A 22,191-nucleotide genomic window follows, 5' to 3' on the forward strand; every position below is an offset into this window, starting at 1 on the left:
GTAACAGGATTATTATTGTCGTCAGTACGAAACATATATGTTTCCGGCAATAATTAAATTGATTAGAAATATTTTATCATATATTTTAATTTATAGCAAGACCACTAAGAAAATCATAGAAGATTTCTTAGTGGTCTTTTTTATTATTTTCAAAACAAAATATTTAATCTTAATTTTAACTAAATTTATTTAACAAACAAATGAAAAAAACGATATTATTATCATTTTTAGTATTAACTTTTTTATCCTTAACTATTAGTCCAAATGTTAGTTTTGGAGGTAGTGAAAATAAAGCAACTGTTGATTTATTAATCAAAAAAGTTGGTAACCCTAAGGATGAACACAAAAAGATAAACACACCAGATGAAGCATTAGAAGAAATGAAAGCAGGAAACAAAAGATTTTTAAAACATAAAATGAAGAATATCAATTATGATAAACAAATTGAACAAAATAAAAACGATCAACATCCTCATTCATTAGTTTTATCATGTTTAGACTCTAGAGTACCACCAGAGATAATTTTTGATCAAGGATTTGGGAATATATTTGTTGCAAGAGTTGCTGGTAATGTTGAAGATCCAAACATTCTTGGTAGTATGGAATTTGCTGTAAAAGTTAAGGGAACAAAGCTAATTGTTGTAATGGGGCATAATAAATGCGGTGCAGTAAAAGGTGCAATTGACAATGCAAAACTTGGGAATCTTACTCAACTTGTTGACCAAATTAAACCTGCAATTAAAGGTGATTCTACAGACAAAGATACAATGCTAGATGAATCTTCAAAAAACAATGTGAAAATGACAATAACTGATATTTTAAATGGAAGCAAAGTGATAAGTGATATGGTTAATGATAAACAAGTTAAAATAGTAGGTGCATATTATGATATTACTTCAGGTAAAGTAACTTTTATGGATTATTAAACTCCATAAATAATTAATTTTTAAATTGATAATTCCATTTTAATTTCCTAAATATTTAAGTATAATTGTATGATAGAACTTTTTCCATTCTCAGACTATTGGTTGTTTTACGTAGGTTTTACAGTTTTTGTATTTTTAATGTTAGCTCTTGATCTTGGAGTTTTCCATAAAAAATCTCATGAGGTTTCATTTAAAGAAGCTTCTATTTGGAGTGTTGTTTGGGTATCACTTTCATTGATTTTTAATTATCTTTTTTATCAATATGCATTATGGAAATTTACAACAGATCCAAGACTTTTAGCCATACCTGGGTTTGATGCAATGAAAGAAGCAAGCCGTGTTGGATGGGAATTTCTAACTGGTTATGTCATAGAAAAATCTTTATCTGTTGATAACATATTTATTTTTGTAATGGTGTTTGGTTATTTTTCTATACCTTTAAAATATCAACACAAAATATTATTTTATGGAATTTTAGGTGCGTTAGTATTCAGAGCAATATTTATTGCCATTGGTTCTGCTTTAATGGAGTATAATTGGGTTATTATTGTGTTTGGATTATTTTTGTTATTAACTGGAATTAAAATGCTGTTTGCAAGTGAGAAAGAAATTGAACCTGAAAAAAATTTACTTGTAAGATTAATGAAAAAATTTCTACCAGTAACTCACCAAACTGATGGAGATAAGTTTTTTATTAAGATTAATGGAGTTAGGAATGCTACACCATTATTTGTTGCATTGGTTTTTCTTGAAGCAACCGATATAGTTTTTGCAGTTGATTCAGTACCAGCTATTTTCTCTATAACTCGTGAGCCTTTAATTGTATTTACATCCAATATATTTGCTATACTTGGGCTAAGGTCATTATATTTTTTGTTAGCTGGTGCAGTTGACAAATTCCACCTATTGAAATATGGTCTGGCAACAGTATTAATTTTTGTTGGACTTAAAATGGTTTGGTTAAATAATTTGTATGGTGGTCATTTCCCGATTGTGTTGTCACTTTCAATTATTTTAGGTGTGATTTTACTATCAATTATATTATCATTACTTATCCCCAAAAAAAAGGATATAAATCTTGATAAATAAAATTTAGTAAACTATTTGTCTATTATTAAAAATATCTCCAATATTAATTGGGGATATTTTTATTTTCAATCAGCAGGTGGTAGTTTACAAAATTATTTTAAGAAAATAAATCTACATAAATAAACTTCATTATCAAACTTACATATCTTTGCAAAAAATAAATATTTAATTAACATAGAATAAATGCAATCGTTCAAAAATTATATTAATGGTGAATATTTAGATTCATCATCATCAAAAACATTTTTAAATAAGAACCCAGCTGATTCTAATGATATAATTGGTTCATTCCCAGAAAGTAACACTGAAGATGTAGAATATGCTACAAAGTCAGCATTAGCTGCATATAAATTATGGAAATTGATTCCAGCACCTAAACGGGGTGATATTTTACGAATTGCTGGTGATATATTATCTAGAAGAAAAGATGAATTTGCTTTGATAATGACTCGTGAAATGGGAAAGCCAGTTTTTGAAACTAAAGGAGATGTTCAAGAAGCAATTGACACTGCATATTATTCTGCAACTGAAACAAGGAGATTGTTTGGGTATAATACACCAAGTGAAATGCCAAATAAAATGAATCTATCTTTTAGGAATTCTATTGGTGTTTGTGGAATTATAACTGCATGGAATTTCCCTATGGCAGTACCGAGTTGGAAAATTTTCCCAGCTCTAGCTTGTGGTAATACTGTAGTTTATAAGCCATCAGAAGATTCACCTTATAGTGGTAATTTATTAGCAGAAGTTTTTGAAGAAGCAGGCATACCTACAGGCGTTTTTAATGTTATTCATGGTAGCCAAGAATGTGGCAACGCAATTGTTGAGAGTCCAAATGTAAGTCTGATTGGATTTACAGGATCTACAATTACAGGTAAGGAAATTGCATCTAAATGTGGAAAATCTAATAAAAGAGTTTCTCTAGAAATGGGGGGTAAAAATGCTCAAATAGTAATGCCAGACGCAGATATGGATTTGGCGCTAGAGGGAGTTTTATGGGGTGCATTCGGAACAACAGGACAAAGGTGTACCGCAACAAGTAGATTAATTTTACATAAAGATATTTATGATGATTTTATAAACAAACTGATTACTAAAGCCTCTAAAATTAAGAGTGGTTCAGGTTTAGATGTTAATACTGAGATGGGACCAGTAATAAATCAAAAGCAGTTAGATAAAATAATAGAATATGTTAGAATAGGAAAAGAGGATGATAAGGCATTATGCGTATTGGGTGGAGATTCGTTGCCAGAGGAAAAAAATCCTAATAACGGAAATTTCTTTTTGCCAACAATTTTTATCGATGTAACTAGAGAAATGCGAATTGCAAGAGAAGAGATTTTTGGACCAGTTTTATCTATATTAAAAGCTGAAAATTTTGATGATGCAATTATGATTTTAAATGATACAGACTATGGGTTATCTTCTAGCATTTACACCACAAATGTAAATTTAGCAATGAGAGCTGTTAGAGATATTGAAGCTGGAATAACCTATATCAACGTACCAACAATTGGAGCAGAAGCTCATATGCCATTTGGGGGTATTAAAGGTACAGGTAATGGACATAGGGAAGGAGGATGGACTGTGTTTGATATATTCACAGAATGGAAAACTGTTTATATAGATTACTCTGGTTCTTTACAAAGAGCTCAAATTGACAATTATTAATTAATATAAATCTATTGATGATATCAACAATTACCCAAAGTAAAATTAACAATCACTTTGGGTAATTAGATTGAAACTTTCAAGCTATCAATCAAATCAATAAACTCGTTGTCATCTGGTATCATTGTTAAAGCTTTGTTTAGAATATCCTCAGCTTGTTGAAAATCTTGCATTTTAATTAACTCACTACTTACTCGAATAATTAAATGTCTTATTTCATTCTCTAATTTGTTCCTTAATTCTTCAAAATACTCTTCATAAATTCCTGGGAATAAAACATTGTGTCCAATTAAATCAAGTAATTTACAAAGTGATTTTCCACTAAGAACATAATCATTATTTTTTAATGCAACTTTAGATTCTTTTCTTAGTTCATTTAAAACAACAATATCACAAATTACTTTAGAATTATCTAAACAAGGAGGCTCACCTCTTTTGTTGAATATTATGTTTGAGCCAACTAATTCGTGTAATCTATGAATAGTATTTTTTAAAATTTCACTCCCTCTTTTTGGGTCAAATCCCCTTTCAGATGCTAATTGAATGAATTGATCCCGATTCATTTTATTCCCTGTTATATAATTTGCTGAAATTACACCTAATATAACTTTTGCTCTATAACCTTGAATTCTAGATAAAGTATTAGTTCGGTTGTTTGTAACTTCAACTTTACCAATCAATGAAATAGTAAATTCTAATTCATTTGAATTTTTGTTATTTTTTGATATTTCATCTGGAAATTGTAATGATGACAACTGATCATTTATTACTTTCCATTTTTCAAGATTTTTTGGTTGAAAATAATTCCCGAATCTCTTTACTAAATACTTCATTGCACGTGATAATAACTCAGAATCTTGCATCCATTCAAGAATATCAATCAGTCCTTTTTCAATAGGTACTTTTAATTCCTTTTTCAATTCTGGATATATAACAAATAAATGCTCTAGGAGCATAACACCAACATATCTAACTTGTGGCTGATCTATCCTTACAATTTCGGTTTTTAGCATTAGCTTGGCACATTCAATAATTTCATTCAAGTTATTAATTTTTTCTACATTGCAAACTAATAAATATAGTTGATAAACATATTTATATGCCTCAACTTCAAGTTCATTAAATTTAATACCAGTAGCTAATTTTCCATTTGTAAGTTCAATGAATAACTTAACGATAAAATCGGTAGGTTTAACTTCAAATAATTCTATAATTAAATTGACTAAGTCTATATCAGAATATGTTATTGAATACAAACAATAATTTTTAACAGCTGAATTAGTATAGGATTTCTTTAGTATGGAATCATTTTGTTTTAATATATCAATAACTGGCTGGAAAGATTTACTGTTCAATTCACCAGTTAAAATCAATTTATCATAATAGTTGAGGATTAATTCATATTGATCATTCGATAATTTATTTTGGTTAAAAGCCTCAAATTCCTTCTGAAAATAATTTTTATACATCTGAAGTTTACCTATTAAAGAATAGAATGTATACTTCATATATTCAGAAAAATTATTATTAAAATAGAGGTGAAATTCACTGAACCTTTTTTCAATCTCTATGGATTCATTTTTTGTTGAAAAGAAATCAAATGATTGCATATAAAAACACATCCTTGCATGATTGCGATTTAAATCTGGCATAGAAGAATCATTAAAGAGATCTTGTTGGCGTTTAAATGTATCTCTTAACACATAATCGAAATTTGTATTGAGCCAAATTCCAGAGATATGTTTCATTTGTAAGTATCTATTATATCCTGTTTGATTTTTTAATTCTGGATTAGAATTATAAGTAGCATCAATTGTAGTCATTAAACCTAAACTTTTTTCTTTATCACCTAAGGCTGCTAAGCAGGACATTTCTTCAATTTGAAGTAATGTTGTAAAGTGTAAAAATAATTTATTGTTAGGAAATTTATTTATCTCATTTTTTATTGATTTTAATTCTTCAATTCTAGTTTTTGAACCTTGATCTTTTAATTTCAATTTCAAATTATTTAACTTTAATTTAATACCTTCTCGATAGCTAGTTTCTAAATCAAATTTCATGAAATTAAATAATTTAGAATGAGCTTTGAAGATAACATCTATATATTCCCATTCAAAAAAACTTTGTAACAACATTCCAACTTTAAAACTACATTCAAGATATTTAAACCAAACGTCATAGGAAATAGATATTTGGTCATTATTTTTATGCAACACCTCATAAAGTGTAATTGAATAAAAGGGGAGTTTTTCAACAATTAAATATATTATTTTTTCTGATTCAATTGAGTTAATATCTAATAAAGTTTTGTGAATTAAAGTGTGAGTAAAAACAAGAGGGAATGTACTTTTAATAGTAATTGTATTTGTACTTTCAGATAATCCAATTTGATAGGGTAGTAAGTTCATTAAAGGTAATACAGCAGTATTTGATTCAACAATAATACCTTTAAAAATTAAATTCTTTAAAACTTCATCTGTACAATCTGAAATAAATTTTGCACTTTGAGGAGCAAATGATTCTCCAAGAACAGCAATATCACTAGCAATTTTTTTTTCACTATCAGTTAGAGATGCTAACAAACCCTCGCCAAATGTAATTGCACTTTTATAAACACTTTGCTCAAAATGATCTTCAAATTCCCATTTACCAGAACCAGTTCCTTTAATAGCATTACGTTGAATTACGCCTCGCATAACAGATCTAAGAACTAACGGATTTCCTTTGGTTGAATCTGATAAAATTTTAATTACATCTTCAGAAATATCATGAGAAAATAGCTCTTTACAAAACTCATCAATTTCAATCAAGTTCAATCCTTTTAATTCAATTCTTTCCATTAAGTAAGGCTCTAATGAACCCATGATTTTTACAACTGCTGGTCTGGTTGCACATAACAATGAAATATTATCTTCTGACAATGCTTCAATAAGCGAATTCATATCGCAATAAGATTCATTATTTATTAGATGGATATCTTCAATAATTATAATTGTAACTCTTAAGGAGGTAAGTCTTCTAATTGATCTAACAAGGTTCTCAGGGTTAACGGTGGTCTGAATTAAAGAAATTAATTTCTCGTCTTCATTTAAAGATTGAATCAAGTGCGATCTAACAGAAGTGTTAGATTCAGGTCGAATTTTAATGTGTATTACTGCAGTTGATTTATCTTCAGATACAATAGTTTTAAACTTCTCTATCATTCTTGATTTACCTACACCTGCTTCTCCAACAATTAGAAAAATTCTCAACTCATGCGACCCAATTGCATTTAGATAAAATTGATTTAACTTCTCAAGCTCAACTTTACGCCCTACAAATGGCATAGAACTATGATTTAAGAAGCTTGCAAGCTGTTTCATATTAAGAATTAACTAAAGTTATTTAATATTTTTTAAAACGATTTTAAAAATTGATTAAAATTCGATACCAAAGAAAAAAAAATCAATACCTATATATTTAAAAATCAATACTCTAAAATGTTAAATTATATATAGTTAAAATTATTTTAAAAAACAATTAATCAAACAAAAAAAATGAAAACAATTTTAGTCTCAATTTTAATACTAGTTATTACAAATAGTTTATTCTCAATTTATAACTCAACTAAACTATATGCAGAAACTGCTTATTCAAATGGAGTTACTCTTATTCAAGGGCGTGTTTATGATAAAGAAACTGGAGCAAATATTGAATCTAAAATTATATATATAAATATGAAATCAAATGATACAATTCAAATAGCAAAATCTAATTCTTCAACAGGAGAATATACATTCGTTGCAAATTCAAATGCAAATTATGGATTAAAAATGATTTTAATAACAAATGATAACACAATTAAAGAAGTAATATTAAACATAAAAGAAGATGATAATTACAAAGAAATAAAATTAGATATAGAAGTTAATCAAAATCAAAATTGCTTATTCAATTAATAAACTAAAAATTAAAATAATAATATATTTATACAATGAAAAAATCTATAATAACAATCTCAATCTTTGTACTAATTAAAATTTTAATGTACAATTCATCTTTAGCTCAATTTGCTCCCTCACCGGTTGTATTTGTTCCTCCTTCAATTAATCAAATTGAAATATACTCAAAACAACTAACTGATTCAATTCCTTTGGTCTTAATTTACAAATTTGAAATTAATACAAATGATATATTAAATAGCGATTTATTAGCCGATGAACAATTAGGAATTTTCAAAAATATAGATTCAATTTTATGTAATACGGAAAAATATAAAGTGATAGTATTAGCTCAGAATCAAAATTATAAAGTAGATAATAGAATTAAATAAGTATTAATTAGCATGAAGTTATAAAGTTTTAATCCAAGTATTTGTTCTTTATATAATCTGTTAACTGGAATCTTTTTTAAAATCGATACCCAAACAGTAATTAATCGATACTAATAAAAAATATATTGTATACAGTCATTTAAAGAGTAGTATTTGACTGAGCAAATTTAGTAAAAATCAAACAAGAAAAATCTTAAATTAACCATGTCAGAAATTTTAGAATATCTAATCGGGAAAAATGAGTTGAAAGTCTGCAAGTGCTGCGATACTGTTGGCAATTACTATGATAATTTCTGTTCAAAATGTGGTGTAAAGTTAACAAATGGAATTGAGATTGATAAATGCGAGGCACATCAAGAAAATCCTTTTGTAATATTTTGCACCAAATGTGGGGAAAAAATCGAAAAAAATAGTTAAAGTTCATCATTAATATTGGGAAATTCTTTAAATTCAAAAGTGTTTGAAATAAAAATTAATTTAATCTTTAAATAAGAAAACAATGAAAAATCTTCTAAAAATTACAAATCAAATTTACATTAAAAGATGTGATTCTTTAAATGTGTTACCAAGTGTTATTATATTTTTTCTTTTTTCAATTTTTGGTTTTACAACAACATATTCACAAACAACAAAATTAAATCTTGAAAGATCAAATGAAAAAGTTGAAAACAACCATATACCAACAGTAAAGAATTTAAAAGATTTTCTTTTTCAAGCTCAACCAAATTTATCGAATTTAAATGGTATTAATTTGGGTAATTATTCAATGAGTTCATATTCAAGCAATGAATCTGTAATAAGGAATTCAGGTTCTAGAAATGAAAATAAAACTTGTAATTTTGATATTACTGAGTTAACAGATAAATCAATAAATGGTACTATAACATGGATTAGTAAAAATTTTGGTTTGGCTGAAAATTTCATTTCTAAAGAAAAAAGATCATCAACTCAATCAATGAGAAATAATTCAATTGAAGCAAGTTATGGTTTAATGGAAAGTATTAAAAACGAATTGAAAATTGAAAACCCAAGGGAAGAATTCCGTCCAGTAACAGTAGAAATGGATGCTTTAGGATTTACTCATAGTAAATTTGAACAGATTTACAAAGGATTACCAGTGTTTGGAAGAGAAATTTATACACATATAAATAACAAAGGAGAAATTTATGCTGTTAATGGAAGGTACGAACCATCAAATCATGATGAACTCCCAACTTCAAAAATTACTTCAGATGAAAGTAAAGATATAGTAACAAATTATCTTAAAAAAGAAGGGAGTTATCAATCATTCACAAACATTGATGGAAGCAATGATTCACCTATGATTAAATTAGGTTTACTAAGCAATGGGAATTGCACAATGACTCAAGTTTATATAGTTGAAATTCATGCAAACATGGTTGAACATATCACTTTTTTTGTTAATTCGGTTAATGGAAAAATTGAAAAGGAATTGCATCATGAATGTATTATAGATTATCATAATAAGGTTAATACAAATGTAATCCAAGAAAAATCAAATGAAAAATCTAAACTAAATGAATTGTCATCATTGAGTTTTTCTGATGCAAGTGGAACAGATTTGAATAACAAACAAAGAAGTTTCAGAACAAGAAACAATAATGGTTTTTATGAAATGATTTGGGATTTATCAAATTATGATGGAACTAAATTTCAAGGAAGTGGATTTAATAATCCACAAGGTGCAGGAGGTTCAGCAGTTTATGAAGTTAGGAATGATTCTAAAATTTATATGGAAGTTTCATCAAATAATCAATGGAGTGATAAAAGTGCTGTTTCAGCAATTGCAAATTCTGAATTAACATATAAATATTATAAAGATGTTCATAGTAGAAAATCAATTGATAATAAAAACGGAACAATAATTTCTGTAATCCATGTACCTAATTCTGATGGAACTAGTATGGGAAATGCTTTCTGGAATGGTAAATATATTTCTTATGGTGATGGGAATAGCAGATTTAGCCCATTAGCAGGTGCTCTTGATGTTGCAGGACATGAGATGACACATGGTGTAGTTGAGAATACTGCGAATTTAGTTTATGAATTAGAACCAGGTGCATTGAATGAATCTTTCGCAGACATTTTTGGAATTATGATAGATAGATCAAATTTTTTACTAGGTGAAGATGTTGTCAGACCAGCTATAGGAATTGCTTTAAGAGATATTGCAAATCCAGAGAATCCAAATGTAGCATCTCCACAACCAGCACATTATTCAAATTTTAAAAAATTACCAAATGATAAAGAAAATGATCATGGCGGTGTTCATGTTAATAGTGGTATTCCAAACAAAGCTGCATATTTAACAATCCAAGCAATTGGTCGCGAAAAAGTTGAGAAAATTTGGTACAGAGCTATTAGTAATTATATGACAATGAATAGCCAGTTCATTGATGCTAGAAGAGCATGTGAACAAGCTTCGGCAGATTTGTTTGGAAAGGATGGAGCAGAAAATAAAGCTGTTTCTAAGTCATTCGCAGATGTAGGAATTGGTGAAGGCGTTAGTGATGGAGGTAATAAAAAAGTTCCACCTCAAAATGGAGGTGTTTCAATGATAGCATTTATGGCTCAAGATGGACATATTGGAATTTATAATGAGAATGCTAATCCTAAAATTGGACTGATAAATAATAATGGAGCTTTTGGTAGAACTTCTATTTCAAGTACTTGGACACAATTAACAACTCCTAGATCTGGTGTTAAAATTTGGTTTATTAATCCTAATGGTGTTTTGTCATCTATAGATGTTGCTAAAATGGAAGTATTAATTTATCCTTCTGTTTTTATATCTAACCCAGGTGATTTGTGGAATGTATCAATTTCTCCAGATGGGAATTATCTTGCTTTTGTTTCAAAGTATAATCAAGATCCAAATCTTTATTTATTTGATGGAACTAAATTAGTGAAGGTGGCAATTAATGTAACAACTTCATCACAAGATTTTTCAACTAATCTAAATTATTTAGATGTAGTTTCTTGGTCACCAGATATGAACAATCCAAAAATATCTTTCGATGGATTAAATGTATATAATTACGATGGATTAGAATCTTCTTTTGGGCAATTTATGAGTTAAATCTAATAAGTATGTCATCGTTTAATTTGGTTGCAAATCAAGATCCAAGTTATACTTTAGGGAATATAACTTATTCAAATACAGCATCAAGAGTTATAGCTTTAAATTCAATTTATTCAAATGAATATGAAACTTATTTAACAGACTTATCAAAATCTAATTCAGTTTTTCCATTGAATATTAAAATGTTTACTATTGATGGAGTCAGTATTGTGGACGGACAAAGACCAACATTTGCTCCAGATGATTCTAAATTATGTTTGAGTAGCCCGTTAAATAATGCTTTATTATTATTTGACTTTTCATCTCAAAAACTCTCTTATATAAAAGCTCAAGGAGTAATGCAAAACCCTAGATGGTTTTTGTTTGGAGGAAAATCTGGAGTTGATGATGAAAATAATAATTCCAATATAAGTTTTGTAAATGCAAATTATTATAATGGAAAAATTAAACTTGATTATTCAATCTCAAAATCATCAAATATTGAAATTAAAATTTCTAATTCTATTGGTGAAGTAGTTTATTTAACAAAGAATTCTCAAACTGAAGTAGGAAACAATAAATTATTAATTGATGCTGGTAATTTTTCTAGTGGAGTTTATTTTTTAGAACTTAATAGCAACGATCAAAGAAAAGCGATTAAACTAACAATTAAAAAATAATGCTTATAAAAATGAACTTTTATCAAACATTATTAACAATTTCGATAATTTTTATGGCTGCTGGTTGTTGTAAAAAAAACATTAATCAAGAAAAAAGTTATTCTCAAAATTTAAAAATTGTTGTAAGTGCTTCTGGTGGTTTTTCTGGAGAATCTATAGGCTATGATTTGAAATCAAATGGGGAAATTAGAGGTTGGGAAATGGTTGCAGGGAAATCACTAGAGTATATTTCAAAATTTAATGCTCCAGACTCTGTAAAAATTTTCTTTAGTAAAATTGATAAAATTGGATTTAAAAACATTCAATATTTAATTCCAGGTAACCAGACAAACTCTCTATTGTTTTATGAAAATGATTCTTTGGTAAATGAAGTTGGATGGAGTAATTCTAATAATCAAGCTCCAATTGACGTAAAAGATTTGTACAATTCAATAATGGATTTTATAAAAGAAAATAGAATGAAGAATTAATTTTTTCAAATTAATCTAATGTTCAAATAGTTTTTTAACTTTTAAATCAAATCAAATTTTAACAATTTTTATTAATAATATATAAAATGAAAAACTCTTTTTTATTTATTGCTTGTATTTATCTTTTACAAACTTATAATTCCTTGAATGCTCAAGTAACTAACAAACATTACTTTGGTGCTGAAGCTGGTATATATGGAATTACTCCTCAGGCTGAGAAAGATTTCTTCTTTATGTTTAAGTATCCAAATCTTGACCCAGATTATAATGGTAATGGTTTAATTCCAATTCCAGCAACACAATTGAAAGGTGTTTCAGATGGAGTTCTTGGTTATTCTCTTGGTTTGACTTTAGATTATGCTTTATCAAGATCTTTTGCAATTGTTTCAAAAGGCTTGTTTCAGTCAGGTGGATTTAATGTTAATGAAATAGGAGTTGTACCAGTTGTAAATTTATTGGGAAATACTACTCTGCAGCCAGATGAAAGAAAATTCAAAGTAACAATAAACTCAGCCCAAATAGATCTTTTATTAAGATATCAGCTTTCAAGAGATAAATGGTATTTGCTTGGCGGAGTTAGCACAATATTATCAACCAGTGCAAAAATTAATGGAACTTGGGATATAACAGATGCTGTTTGGCTCTCTCTCCCATCTAGAAATCAAACACTTACTCCATCAAATAGATTAACAATTGATAACCAAACAATGAATGATTTCTTCAAAACTACAAGATTTGATTTAAAGTTAGGATTAGGTACGTTTATTCCTTTAAGTGATGACGGTTTGGTTTTAACACCAGAATTAAGTACAACAATTAATTTGGGTAGAACAACAAATAATGAAATTAAGGATTTAAATAATTCAACTGTTCCATTAAAAACTACAGATTTATTTGGAGCAGTTTTATCTGTTGGAATTAAAGTTCCAATTGGAGGATTATCAAATCAAAATGAATCTGGAATTTATGCATATGATGAAGATTATAAAGTAAGATTAGTGAAATTAGCAAATGGTAAATACACATATATTGGTACTTTAACTGATAGCAAAACAGATGATCCAATAAGTGCAAACATTACTGTAACTGATTTAGAAAATGATGAAGTTGTGGATAGAACACATTCAAATTCACAAGGAAAGTACATTGTAAAAGTTCCTAAAAAAGGGAAATACTCTGTAACAGCAGATGCTGATGGATATGTGTTTACAAGCGAACTAGTGGAGTTTGATGAAAATGGAAATGCTAAGTCAAAAAGTAAAGGAAAAGTAAAAATGATAAAAGTTGATGAATTTGGAAAGACTCAATTATTAGTTTTCTTTGATACAGATAAGTCAATCCTTCAAAGGGAGTCTTTTACTGAACTTAAGCATGCAGCAGGTTTTATTAAATCTAATCCAAATATGAGAGTTGAAATTGCAGGACATACAGATAATTCTGGAACAAGGGAACATAATTTAGATTTATCAAAAAGAAGAGCAATAGCTGTTTATGAAAATCTAATTTCCAAAGGTGTTAACCCGGATCAATTAACACTATTAGGTTATGCTTCTGATTATCCAATTTCTGATAATAATACTGAAGATGGAAGGGCTGAAAATAGAAGAGTTGAATTTGTTGTAAAAGAATTTAAAAAGTAACAAATGTAATTCTAAGAAATTTATTATCAATCAGTTTCCATTAGATTATTTCATCTTGAGTTTAATTATAAAAAAAAAGTAAATATTTCTAACTTAACTTGAATTGATGTGTTTTGTTAAAGAATATTTATTTAAATATTGTATTATATCTTACTCATTAAAGTTAAAAATATTTTATCTTTGTAAATTAGTTTAATTAAAAGTAAATTTTATGAAATATAAATTAGTTGTAACATTATCTTTTATTGTATTTGTGGTAAGTACAGCCATTTATGCAGGTAAAAATGGAGTAGTATTTGGTACAATGAAAGCAGTTTCACAAGGTGGGGAAGTTTTAATTCAATGGAACACAGCAAGTGAACTAGGTATTTATAGTTATGAAATTGAACGTAAGAGTAGTGAAGTTGTAGATTTCAGACGAATTGGTAGAATCGATTCCAAATCTAAAGGTGGAAATTGTATGAATTGTAATAATAATTACTCATATACTGATAATGGTGCTTTTTTCAAAAATGAAACTGGAAAGCAGTTTATTTATCGAATTAAGTCTGTTGGAACAAATGGTGAGCAATATTCACAACCAATTATGATTATACATGAGGTTTCAAGTGTTAAACGTTCATGGGGAATGATAAAAGAATTATTCAGATAAATATCCTTATATTTTTATTGCGGATGTTGAAAATATCAACATCCGCATTTTTTTTAATTTGATTTTTGAATTATAAAAATTATTTGAATTGATTATAAAGTTAACTGTTCAATAATTATTTGCTAATTATACTTTATAAGTTAGTTTTGCAAACTTTTATTTATTAAGATAAAAAATAGTCATAGGTTTTCAATTTACAATTATACATTTATAAATTATTAATGAGTGTTTTAGTTAATAAAAAAACTAGATTGCTAGTTCAAGGAATAACAGGTAAAGAAGGAACTTTTCATACTTCTCAAATGTTAGAATACGGAACAAATGTTGTTGCAGGTGTAACTCCTGGCAAAGGTGGAATTAATTACAAACCAGAAGAATTCATTGATTCTGTTCCATTGTTTAATTCTGTAGCTGAAGCTGTTAAGGCAACTAAAGCAAATGCCTCTGTAATTTTCGTTCCTCCTCCATTTGCAGCTGATGCAATAAAAGAAGCAGCTGCAGCAGGAGTAGAGTTGGTTATCTGTATCACTGAAGGTATTCCAATTAGGGATATGGTTTCTGTAAAAAGCTTTTTGAAAGATTCTAAAACTAGGCTTATTGGTCCTAATTGTCCGGGAGTAATCACTCCAGGTGAATGCAAAATAGGGATAATGCCAGGTTTCATTCATAAGAAAGGATATGTTGGACTTGTTTCAAGATCTGGTACTTTAACTTATGAAGCAGTAAAACAGTTAACTGATGTTGGGTTAGGACAATCAACTTGCATAGGAATTGGTGGAGATCCTATTAACGGCACTAATTTTATTGATGCATTGAAAATGTTTAACGAAGATCCTGCTACCAAAGCTATAATTATGATTGGTGAAATTGGAGGTAATGCAGAAGAAGAAGCGGCTACTTATATTAAGAAATATGTAAAAAAACCTGTAGTAGGCTTTATTGCAGGGCGTACTGCACCCCCTGGAAGAAGAATGGGTCATGCTGGTGCTATTATTTCTGGAGGAAAAGGAACCGCTTCTGAAAAAGTCAAAGCTTTAAAAAGAGCTGGTGTTTTCGTCTCAGATTCTCCAGCTGATTTAGGTAAAACAATGTTAATTGCATTAGGAATTTCAAAAATTGAAAAACCTACAAATAAAACTGCAAGTAAAAAAGTTGTAGCAAAAAAAACATTAGTTGCTAAAAAAGCAGCGGTTAATAAAATTGCTACTAAAACTTTAACAAATAAATTAGCTGATAAAAAAAAAGTAATTAAGAAACCAAATTTAAAAAAATAATTTTGAGGAATGTAATCCTTAAAAAATTCATTTTTTTTAATTTAGTAATTTCTAATTAAAAGAAAATTTTGTTGCTAATATATATTTTTTAAGTGTTATTAGATCGACATTTGTTGATATGGATTTAGATTATGCTTGTTTATTATTTAACTTTTTTACAGGTCAGGCTAATGGGTCTGACTTGTTTGTATTTTATAACTATTATTTTATTATGGTAAATTTAATTAAAATTATAATCAATTTTTTAAATTACAACTATTAGATTTTAAATAAATTAAAATAACTTAAATGGCTCATTCAGAAGGATTCCTTAAAATAGTAGATGAAGCAAAAGCTCATATCAATGAAGTTACACCAGAACAAACTTATAATAAAATTAAATTAGGTTCGAATTTTATTTTAGTTGATGTTAGAGAAGATAATGAATGGAAAGAAGGATACATAATTAATGCAATTCATATTGGAAAGGGAGTAATTGAAAGAGATGTGGAATCTAAAATCGAAGATAAAAATTCAGAGATAATATTGTATTGTGGGGGTGGCTTCAGATCTGCTTTAGCCGCATCAACACTTGTTCAGATGGGATATACAAATGTATCATCTATGTCAGAAGGTTGGCGTGGTTGGAACGAAAAAGAGTATGATATTGTAAAAAAAGATATTTAAAACAATTCAAAATATAAATTTTAATTAAAATGGAAAGGACACTTTGTATTCTAAAACCAGATGCTGTTAAAAAAAATGTAATTGGTCAGATATTAACAATGACAACAGAAGCAGGATTCAAGATAATAGGTATGAAAATGATTCATTTATCAGAACGAATTTCTGGTATGTTTTATGAAGTTCATAAGGAAAGACCATTCTATACAGATCTATGTTCGTTTATGTCTAGTGGGGAAGTTGTAGTAGTTGCACTTGAAAAAGATAATGCAGTTGCAGATTGGAGAACTTTAATTGGAGCTACTGACCCTATTGAAGCAGCTGAGGGGACAATTCGTAAAAACTTTGCTAGTAGTAAAGGTGAAAATGCAGTTCATGGTTCTGACTCAGTAGAAAATGCGAATAATGAAATATCTTTTTTCTTTGCAAAAAGTGAACTTGTATAAGTAATTTTTCAAAGATATTAAAATATAAAGTTACTTACTTTTTGTTTTTAGTCAGTGAAATAATTAGCCTACTCTAAGAATTTCAAATTTATTAAATGAAAATTAAATTAATGTATTTTACAAAATCAAGACTTTTTTTTAGAGTAACATTTAGATTATTATTCAGCTTTGTATTTATTTTAAATGTTAATGCACAACAAAAAAGTTCAAAAATTGATAATCAAAGTGAAAAAGTTTTTAGGTTTGATTTACCAATCAAACCTAATTATTTAACTTCATATAAATATACTGAGAGAGTTAGAAAAATTGTTAAATTACCATCTCAACCTTCCGATACTACAGAAAGAATCTTAAATTATTTTATAAGCTGTCGCCCAGTTCAATCTGCAAAACCAGAAAATCGTGGGAAATTAATATTTGAGGTAAATGTGGATTCTATGATTATAGAAAATAATAATAGTTCTGGAAAACTAGTATTTAATACTCAAAAATTAACCGATGCTCAATCAAAGAAAGTAGGTGATTTAGAAGTCTTAGCCCCATCTCTATTTGTAAACAGACCTGTTAAATTCAAACTTTCTCCTTATGGTGAATTATTAAGTATGGAAAGTGAGGAATTTGATATTGCAAGAAGTCAGTTAATGGGAGCTGATGCTTTAGATGATCTTAGTAAAGCTAAATGCAAGTCCACATTAGAAGTTAACTATGCAGCAACAACTTTGCTTCCCTGGAGGCTTCTAGCACCAATTGATAGAGTAATCAAACCTAATGGTAAACTTGTCATAAGTTCTATTAATATATTGGATATGACAATTTTTAAAGGTAAAGTTAATTTAACTTATATTAAAACAGGTGATTCTTTAACATCTTCTGAAAATCATCTTATTCTTAATGGGAAATTTGATATACCATTTTCAAAGGAAATAATTTTAGCAGGTTTTGATAAACCATTTAAAATTGATTATGGAAATTCTAAACTTACTGGCGACTTTACATTCAATGATGGAGGTGAGCTAAATTCAGGATGGACAAACTCAACTGGAAGAATTACTATGCAACCAAGTTTTGGAGGTATTTTACAAGTTGATATTGTTCATGATACTTTTCTAAAAAAAATCGGGACAGAAAATTTTGCAGTTGATGATAGGGTAAAAGAATCTAAAAAATAAAATCTTATAAATACTTTAAATAATTTAGATTAAGGTTCATAAAATTTAAAACTAAGTTTATACTTCTTTTAAGGTATTAACTTAGTTTTTTATTTTTTGATAATTAAAAAATTTACAACAATAATTATTTATTTAGGAAGTTCATTCCCGGAATTTACATTATTTGGAATTATTTGCTGACTCCCTTTGTTAAGTGGATCTAAAGGAGTTCCACTTGGTTTGTAATTAATGCTTTTAATTGTTTTCGGATTAAGTGGATCAGAAGTTTGGTATTCTTTGTTATAATTACCTTGAGGTTTTATATATCTAATAGGATCTAAAGGGCTAGAAGTAATTTGATAATTTAATAAGTTATTCGGATTTAGAGGATTTGACATTCTTTGTTCAACATAATTTTTATTTGATTTATGTGAAAGCTTACTCTTATTCTTACTATAGTTAAAAATAGGTTTGAAATTATTTTTTTTGGTTAAGCTGGATAGAATTATATTTTGAACTTGATTATTATTATTAATATCTGATTTAACTTCTGTTACAACACTAGGGCTTTTACTTTTATATGAAATCTCACTTTTATTAATCAGACTTTTATTTCCAGCTAAATATCCAAATCCAAAAGTAGAAATTATTATTAAACTAAAAAATATATAATTATTAAATTTATTTTTTAATCCTGTTAATTTTACAATATGATTTTGGTTTAATTTGTTAAATATATTACTTCTAACTTGTTCGTCTATGTTTGTATTAATTAAGTGATTCTGGAGTATACAATCAAGTAAAACTTGAGATTTTATTTCTCTCCTTAAGCTATCTTTAGACGCAACAGAAATCAAAAATTCTCTTTCTTGATCTAGAGTCATTTCGTTATTAAAGAAAGAGTAAACTCTATCAAAATTATTCATACTTAGCAATTAATAAATTTTATTTGACAATACAATATTCAATCTAAAACCTCTTCGCTTAAAGCCATCCAATTAGATAACAATTTTCTGATAAAATCTCTTGTTCTTGCAGATCTTGATTTCACGGCAGATAATCCAACTCCTTGAACTTTAGATATTTCTTCAAATGAATACCCTAAAATTGCATGCATTAAAAAAGCTTCTCTTTGAATAAATGGCAACCTTGCTAATGCTTTATTAACTAATTCTTCAGTTTCAGAATACTCAGAGTTAGTAGCTTTTAAATTGACATCGTAATTATAAATCAATTTGGTACTATACCGTTTTTCACCCCTAATATGATTTAGAGTAGTGTTTCGAGCAATAGTAAATAATAAAGCTTTAAAACATTCTACCTTAATACTCTTAGTTCTTAAATTAATAATTTTAATCCAAATTTCTTGAAATACATCTTGTGCAACTAAATCATTTTCTGTTAAATGTTTACAATAAAACATTACCTTCTTTTCATAAAATGAGTATAATTTCCCAAATGATGTATTATCTCCAGCTAAGAATGACTTCAATAATTCCAAGTCTCTCAAATTATCATTTTGAGAATTAAAATTATTTACTATTGGAGATTTAAGATTCAATATGTTTATTTGAAATTTATAAAAAGATAAGACACTACAAAAAGAAAATGGACACACCTAAACTAGAAAATTAATTTAAATAAATTCAAAAATAAAATTTTGGATATAAAAAAAGGTGATATTTACATACCACCTAAAATACAAAAATAAAAAATTAGATATCTAATGGATCATCAAATCCAATATCATCTTCGTCATCGTCATCTAATTCCAAATCATCATCCAAATCATCAGCATCAAAATCTTCAAAATCCAATGAATCTGGATCTTCAATTTCTTCAGCATCAAACTCACTTAATTTCCCTTCATCATAATCATCAACAATTTCATCTTCGTCTTCATCATCATCACTATCAGTAACTTCATCATCATCATCGTCATCATCGTCATCTAAAGAAATTTTAGCAGATGGGGCAGAACAATTGATGACTTCAAAAGACATAGCTTCAGAAATTTTTTCTGCTGCTTCAGCTAATGTAGTTCCAACTAAGAATTTCAAAGGTGAGTTCTCTAACAAATGTCTTGCTTCAACAGCGTTTGTTCCATCAAGCCTAACAATAACAGGAACTTTCACTTCAACTGTTTTCATAGCTTCTATAATACCACTTGCAACTCTATCACATCTTACAATTCCTCCAAATATATTAATCAAAACTGCTTCAACATTTGGATCACTCATCATTAATTTAAATGCAGCAGCAACTCTCTCACTATTTGCAGTACCACCAACATCAAGGAAGTTGGCAGGAGCTCCACCAGCTAGTTTAATAATGTCCATAGTTGCCATTGCAAGCCCAGCACCATTTACCATACAACCTACATTACCATCAAGTTTAATGTAGTTCAAATCATTTTCACTAGCAAGAACTTCCAAAGGATCTTCCTCGGTTTTATCTCTCATTGCTTCTATATCTGAATGACGATAAAGGGCATTATCATCAATACTAACTTTAGCATCCACAGCAATTATTTCACCAGCTGGAGTTAAAACCATTGGATTAATCTCAACCATTGAGGCATCAAGTTGAAGATAGGCATTATAAAGTAATGTAATAAAATTGACAAAATTTCTTTGAGCAATACCCTCTAAGCCTAATCCAAAAGCAAGTTTACGAGCTTGAAAAGGTAAAAGACCTTGTCCAATATCAACTCTTTCTTTAATAATTTTTTCTGGTGATTCTTCAGCCACTTTTTCAATTTCTACTCCACCTTCACTTGAAACCATAATTAAATTTTTTCCAGTTTCACGATCAAGTAAAATTGAACAATAAAATTCTTTTGCAATATCAATTCCGTTTGCAACTAGTAATCTATTTACAATTTTACCAGATTCACCAGTTTGAATTGTTACGAGTTTGTTACCTAACATTTTCTTTGCTAAATCTTTTGCTTCTCTAGCAGTTGAAGCAGCAGTTTTTACAGGTAATACTTTTACTCCACGAAGTTCTTTATCTCCGTTGAAAACAAGTAAATTAGTTTTTACATTATGCATGTAACCTTTCCCTCTTCCACCCGCATGAATCTGTGCTTTGAGGATTATGAGGGTAGCTCCTTTAGAAACTAATTCTCTTACATTCTTTTCAACTTCTTCTGGAGTAAATGCTACAATACCTTGCTGAACTGGTACATTGTATTTACCTAAAAGTTCTTTTCCTTGATGTTCGTGAAGATTCATTTTAAATTATATATATAAATTCTATTAAATTATTTTTCTTCTGCAAAAATAAAAAAGTTGTCTTGTATAAAATTAATTTTTAATAAAAGTTTAGAAATTTTTATTTGATAATAATTCAATCTTTTTGACTAAAGCAATTTTTAATTCTTATTTTTGGTTTAATTAGATTGCAGATTTATATTTTATTTTGTAGATTTTTTAATATGCAATTTTTTGCTAAATGTTACTTGATATTAAAATAGATTAAAAAAGTATTGAAATTTTTATACAGATCAAAAACAATCATATTTATTCTTGGTTTTATTTTTGCTTCGTGTGGAAGTAGTTCCAAAATAGTAATTAATGATTCCCAAATTCAAATTCCGGTAACTAATTTCTTGTATTCTCAGGATTTGATTTATTCACCTGATGGTAATATTAGTGCTAGAATTCCTGATGGGTGGCTCATTGTAACTCCACAACAAAAATCTGATAATGCAAATATATTTGCAGTTGTTTGTGATCCAGATTATAGATACATGCTAACTTTTACAGAACTTCCATATAATGATGTAAAAGTAATATCTTCAGGAATTGACATAATATCTTTAACGATGGGTACATTGAAATGGAGAAAAAAAAGGTTCATAGGAAATATTGAATTGATTGAAGACCCTTCTGAAATAAATATAAAGAGTAAAACTTTTGGTGCATTCACTTACAGTAGTGATTCAAGTGTAACAATAATTAGATCTGGCATTTTTAACACCCAAATTAATGGAACACAAAAATTGTATGAATGCATGTTAACTCAAATACCTAATAAATATAAACCTCTACCATCAAATGTAGAAATTATCTCAATTCATAAGGCAATACTAAATGGAATTAAATGGTAATTTATACTTTAAAATTACTTTTAT

Annotated in this window: 20 protein-coding genes; 16 read left to right on the top strand and 4 right to left on the bottom strand. The window is 28.0% G+C overall.

The window, feature by feature from the left end:
• The first annotated feature begins 200 nt into the window (after positions 1 to 200).
• From IPP08_01575 to IPP08_01585, 3 genes are all read left to right on the top strand, one after another.
• The gene (locus IPP08_01575; protein ID QQS66888.1) at positions 201 to 926 is read left to right on the top strand and encodes a carbonic anhydrase; all 726 of its coding nucleotides are present in this window, start codon (positions 201 to 203) and stop codon (positions 924 to 926) included.
• 69 nt (positions 927 to 995) lie between these two features.
• On the top strand, positions 996 to 2,015 hold the full coding sequence (locus tag IPP08_01580; GenBank protein QQS66889.1) for a TerC family protein: 1,020 nt from the start codon (positions 996 to 998) through the stop codon (positions 2,013 to 2,015).
• A 183-nt stretch (positions 2,016 to 2,198) separates the two neighbouring features.
• Positions 2,199 to 3,686: an aldehyde dehydrogenase family protein gene (locus IPP08_01585; protein ID QQS66890.1), complete on the top strand. Its 1,488-nt coding sequence runs from the start codon at positions 2,199 to 2,201 to the stop codon at positions 3,684 to 3,686.
• 65 nt (positions 3,687 to 3,751) lie between these two features.
• On the opposite strand, the gene IPP08_01590 is transcribed toward IPP08_01585, so the two are convergent.
• A complete protein-coding gene (locus IPP08_01590; protein ID QQS66891.1) occupies positions 3,752 to 7,048 on the bottom strand; it encodes an ATP-binding protein in 3,297 nt (1,098 codons plus the stop codon).
• A gap of 174 nt (positions 7,049 to 7,222) precedes the next feature.
• On the opposite strand from IPP08_01590, the gene IPP08_01595 reads away from it, so the two are divergent.
• The 12 genes from IPP08_01595 (at position 7,223) to IPP08_01650 (ending at position 18,074) form a co-directional block, all read left to right on the top strand.
• On the top strand, positions 7,223 to 7,624 hold the full coding sequence (locus tag IPP08_01595; protein QQS66892.1) for a hypothetical protein: 402 nt from the start codon (positions 7,223 to 7,225) through the stop codon (positions 7,622 to 7,624).
• 35 nt (positions 7,625 to 7,659) lie between these two features.
• Positions 7,660 to 7,998, top strand: a complete 339-nt coding sequence (locus tag IPP08_01600) for a hypothetical protein (GenBank protein ID QQS66893.1) — start codon at positions 7,660 to 7,662, stop codon at positions 7,996 to 7,998.
• 204 nt (positions 7,999 to 8,202) lie between these two features.
• The gene (locus IPP08_01605; protein ID QQS66894.1) at positions 8,203 to 8,415 is read left to right on the top strand and encodes a hypothetical protein; all 213 of its coding nucleotides are present in this window, start codon (positions 8,203 to 8,205) and stop codon (positions 8,413 to 8,415) included.
• Positions 8,416 to 8,497: 82 nt separating this feature from the next.
• Positions 8,498 to 11,098, top strand: coding sequence for a M4 family metallopeptidase (locus tag IPP08_01610; GenBank protein QQS66895.1), 2,601 nt, complete (start codon positions 8,498 to 8,500; stop codon positions 11,096 to 11,098).
• Between the two features lie 11 nt (positions 11,099 to 11,109).
• Positions 11,110 to 11,760, top strand: a complete 651-nt coding sequence (locus tag IPP08_01615; GenBank protein QQS66896.1) for a T9SS type A sorting domain-containing protein — start codon at positions 11,110 to 11,112, stop codon at positions 11,758 to 11,760.
• An 11-nt stretch (positions 11,761 to 11,771) separates the two neighbouring features.
• The gene (locus IPP08_01620) at positions 11,772 to 12,230 is read left to right on the top strand and encodes a hypothetical protein (GenBank protein QQS66897.1); all 459 of its coding nucleotides are present in this window, start codon (positions 11,772 to 11,774) and stop codon (positions 12,228 to 12,230) included.
• An 86-nt stretch (positions 12,231 to 12,316) separates the two neighbouring features.
• On the top strand, positions 12,317 to 13,870 hold the full coding sequence (locus tag IPP08_01625; protein ID QQS66898.1) for an OmpA family protein: 1,554 nt from the start codon (positions 12,317 to 12,319) through the stop codon (positions 13,868 to 13,870).
• A 211-nt stretch (positions 13,871 to 14,081) separates the two neighbouring features.
• On the top strand, positions 14,082 to 14,522 hold the full coding sequence (locus IPP08_01630) for a hypothetical protein (GenBank protein ID QQS66899.1): 441 nt from the start codon (positions 14,082 to 14,084) through the stop codon (positions 14,520 to 14,522).
• 221 nt (positions 14,523 to 14,743) lie between these two features.
• Entirely contained in the window at positions 14,744 to 15,796 is a 1,053-nt protein-coding gene (sucD, locus tag IPP08_01635) for a succinate--CoA ligase subunit alpha (GenBank protein ID QQS66900.1), read from the top strand.
• A 288-nt stretch (positions 15,797 to 16,084) separates the two neighbouring features.
• Positions 16,085 to 16,462 carry a sulfurtransferase gene (locus IPP08_01640; GenBank protein ID QQS66901.1) on the top strand — a complete coding sequence of 126 codons (378 nt, stop codon included), beginning with the start codon at positions 16,085 to 16,087 and terminating at the stop codon, positions 16,460 to 16,462.
• Positions 16,463 to 16,491: 29 nt separating this feature from the next.
• A complete protein-coding gene (gene ndk / locus IPP08_01645) occupies positions 16,492 to 16,905 on the top strand; it encodes a nucleoside-diphosphate kinase (GenBank protein ID QQS66902.1) in 414 nt (137 codons plus the stop codon).
• A 95-nt stretch (positions 16,906 to 17,000) separates the two neighbouring features.
• Positions 17,001 to 18,074: a hypothetical protein gene (locus IPP08_01650; GenBank protein ID QQS66903.1), complete on the top strand. Its 1,074-nt coding sequence runs from the start codon at positions 17,001 to 17,003 to the stop codon at positions 18,072 to 18,074.
• 128 nt (positions 18,075 to 18,202) lie between these two features.
• On the opposite strand, the gene IPP08_01655 is transcribed toward IPP08_01650, so the two are convergent.
• The 3 genes from IPP08_01655 to sucC form a co-directional block, all read right to left on the bottom strand.
• Entirely contained in the window at positions 18,203 to 18,979 is a 777-nt protein-coding gene (locus IPP08_01655) for a hypothetical protein (GenBank protein QQS66904.1), read from the bottom strand.
• A 38-nt stretch (positions 18,980 to 19,017) separates the two neighbouring features.
• The gene (locus tag IPP08_01660; GenBank protein QQS66905.1) at positions 19,018 to 19,614 is read right to left on the bottom strand and encodes an RNA polymerase sigma factor; all 597 of its coding nucleotides are present in this window, start codon (positions 19,612 to 19,614) and stop codon (positions 19,018 to 19,020) included.
• A gap of 154 nt (positions 19,615 to 19,768) precedes the next feature.
• Positions 19,769 to 21,289 (bottom strand): ADP-forming succinate--CoA ligase subunit beta, encoded by a 1,521-nt coding sequence (gene sucC, locus IPP08_01665; GenBank protein ID QQS66906.1) that lies wholly within the window; start codon positions 21,287 to 21,289, stop codon positions 19,769 to 19,771.
• Between the two features lie 254 nt (positions 21,290 to 21,543).
• Between sucC and IPP08_01670 the strand changes: the two genes are divergently transcribed.
• Positions 21,544 to 22,167, top strand: coding sequence for a hypothetical protein (locus tag IPP08_01670; protein QQS66907.1), 624 nt, complete (start codon positions 21,544 to 21,546; stop codon positions 22,165 to 22,167).
• Positions 22,168 to 22,191: the final 24 nt, after the last annotated feature.

It is taken from the genome of Chlorobiota bacterium, from assembly GCA_016700335.1.
Classification (GTDB): domain Bacteria; phylum Bacteroidota; class Ignavibacteria; order OLB7; family OLB7.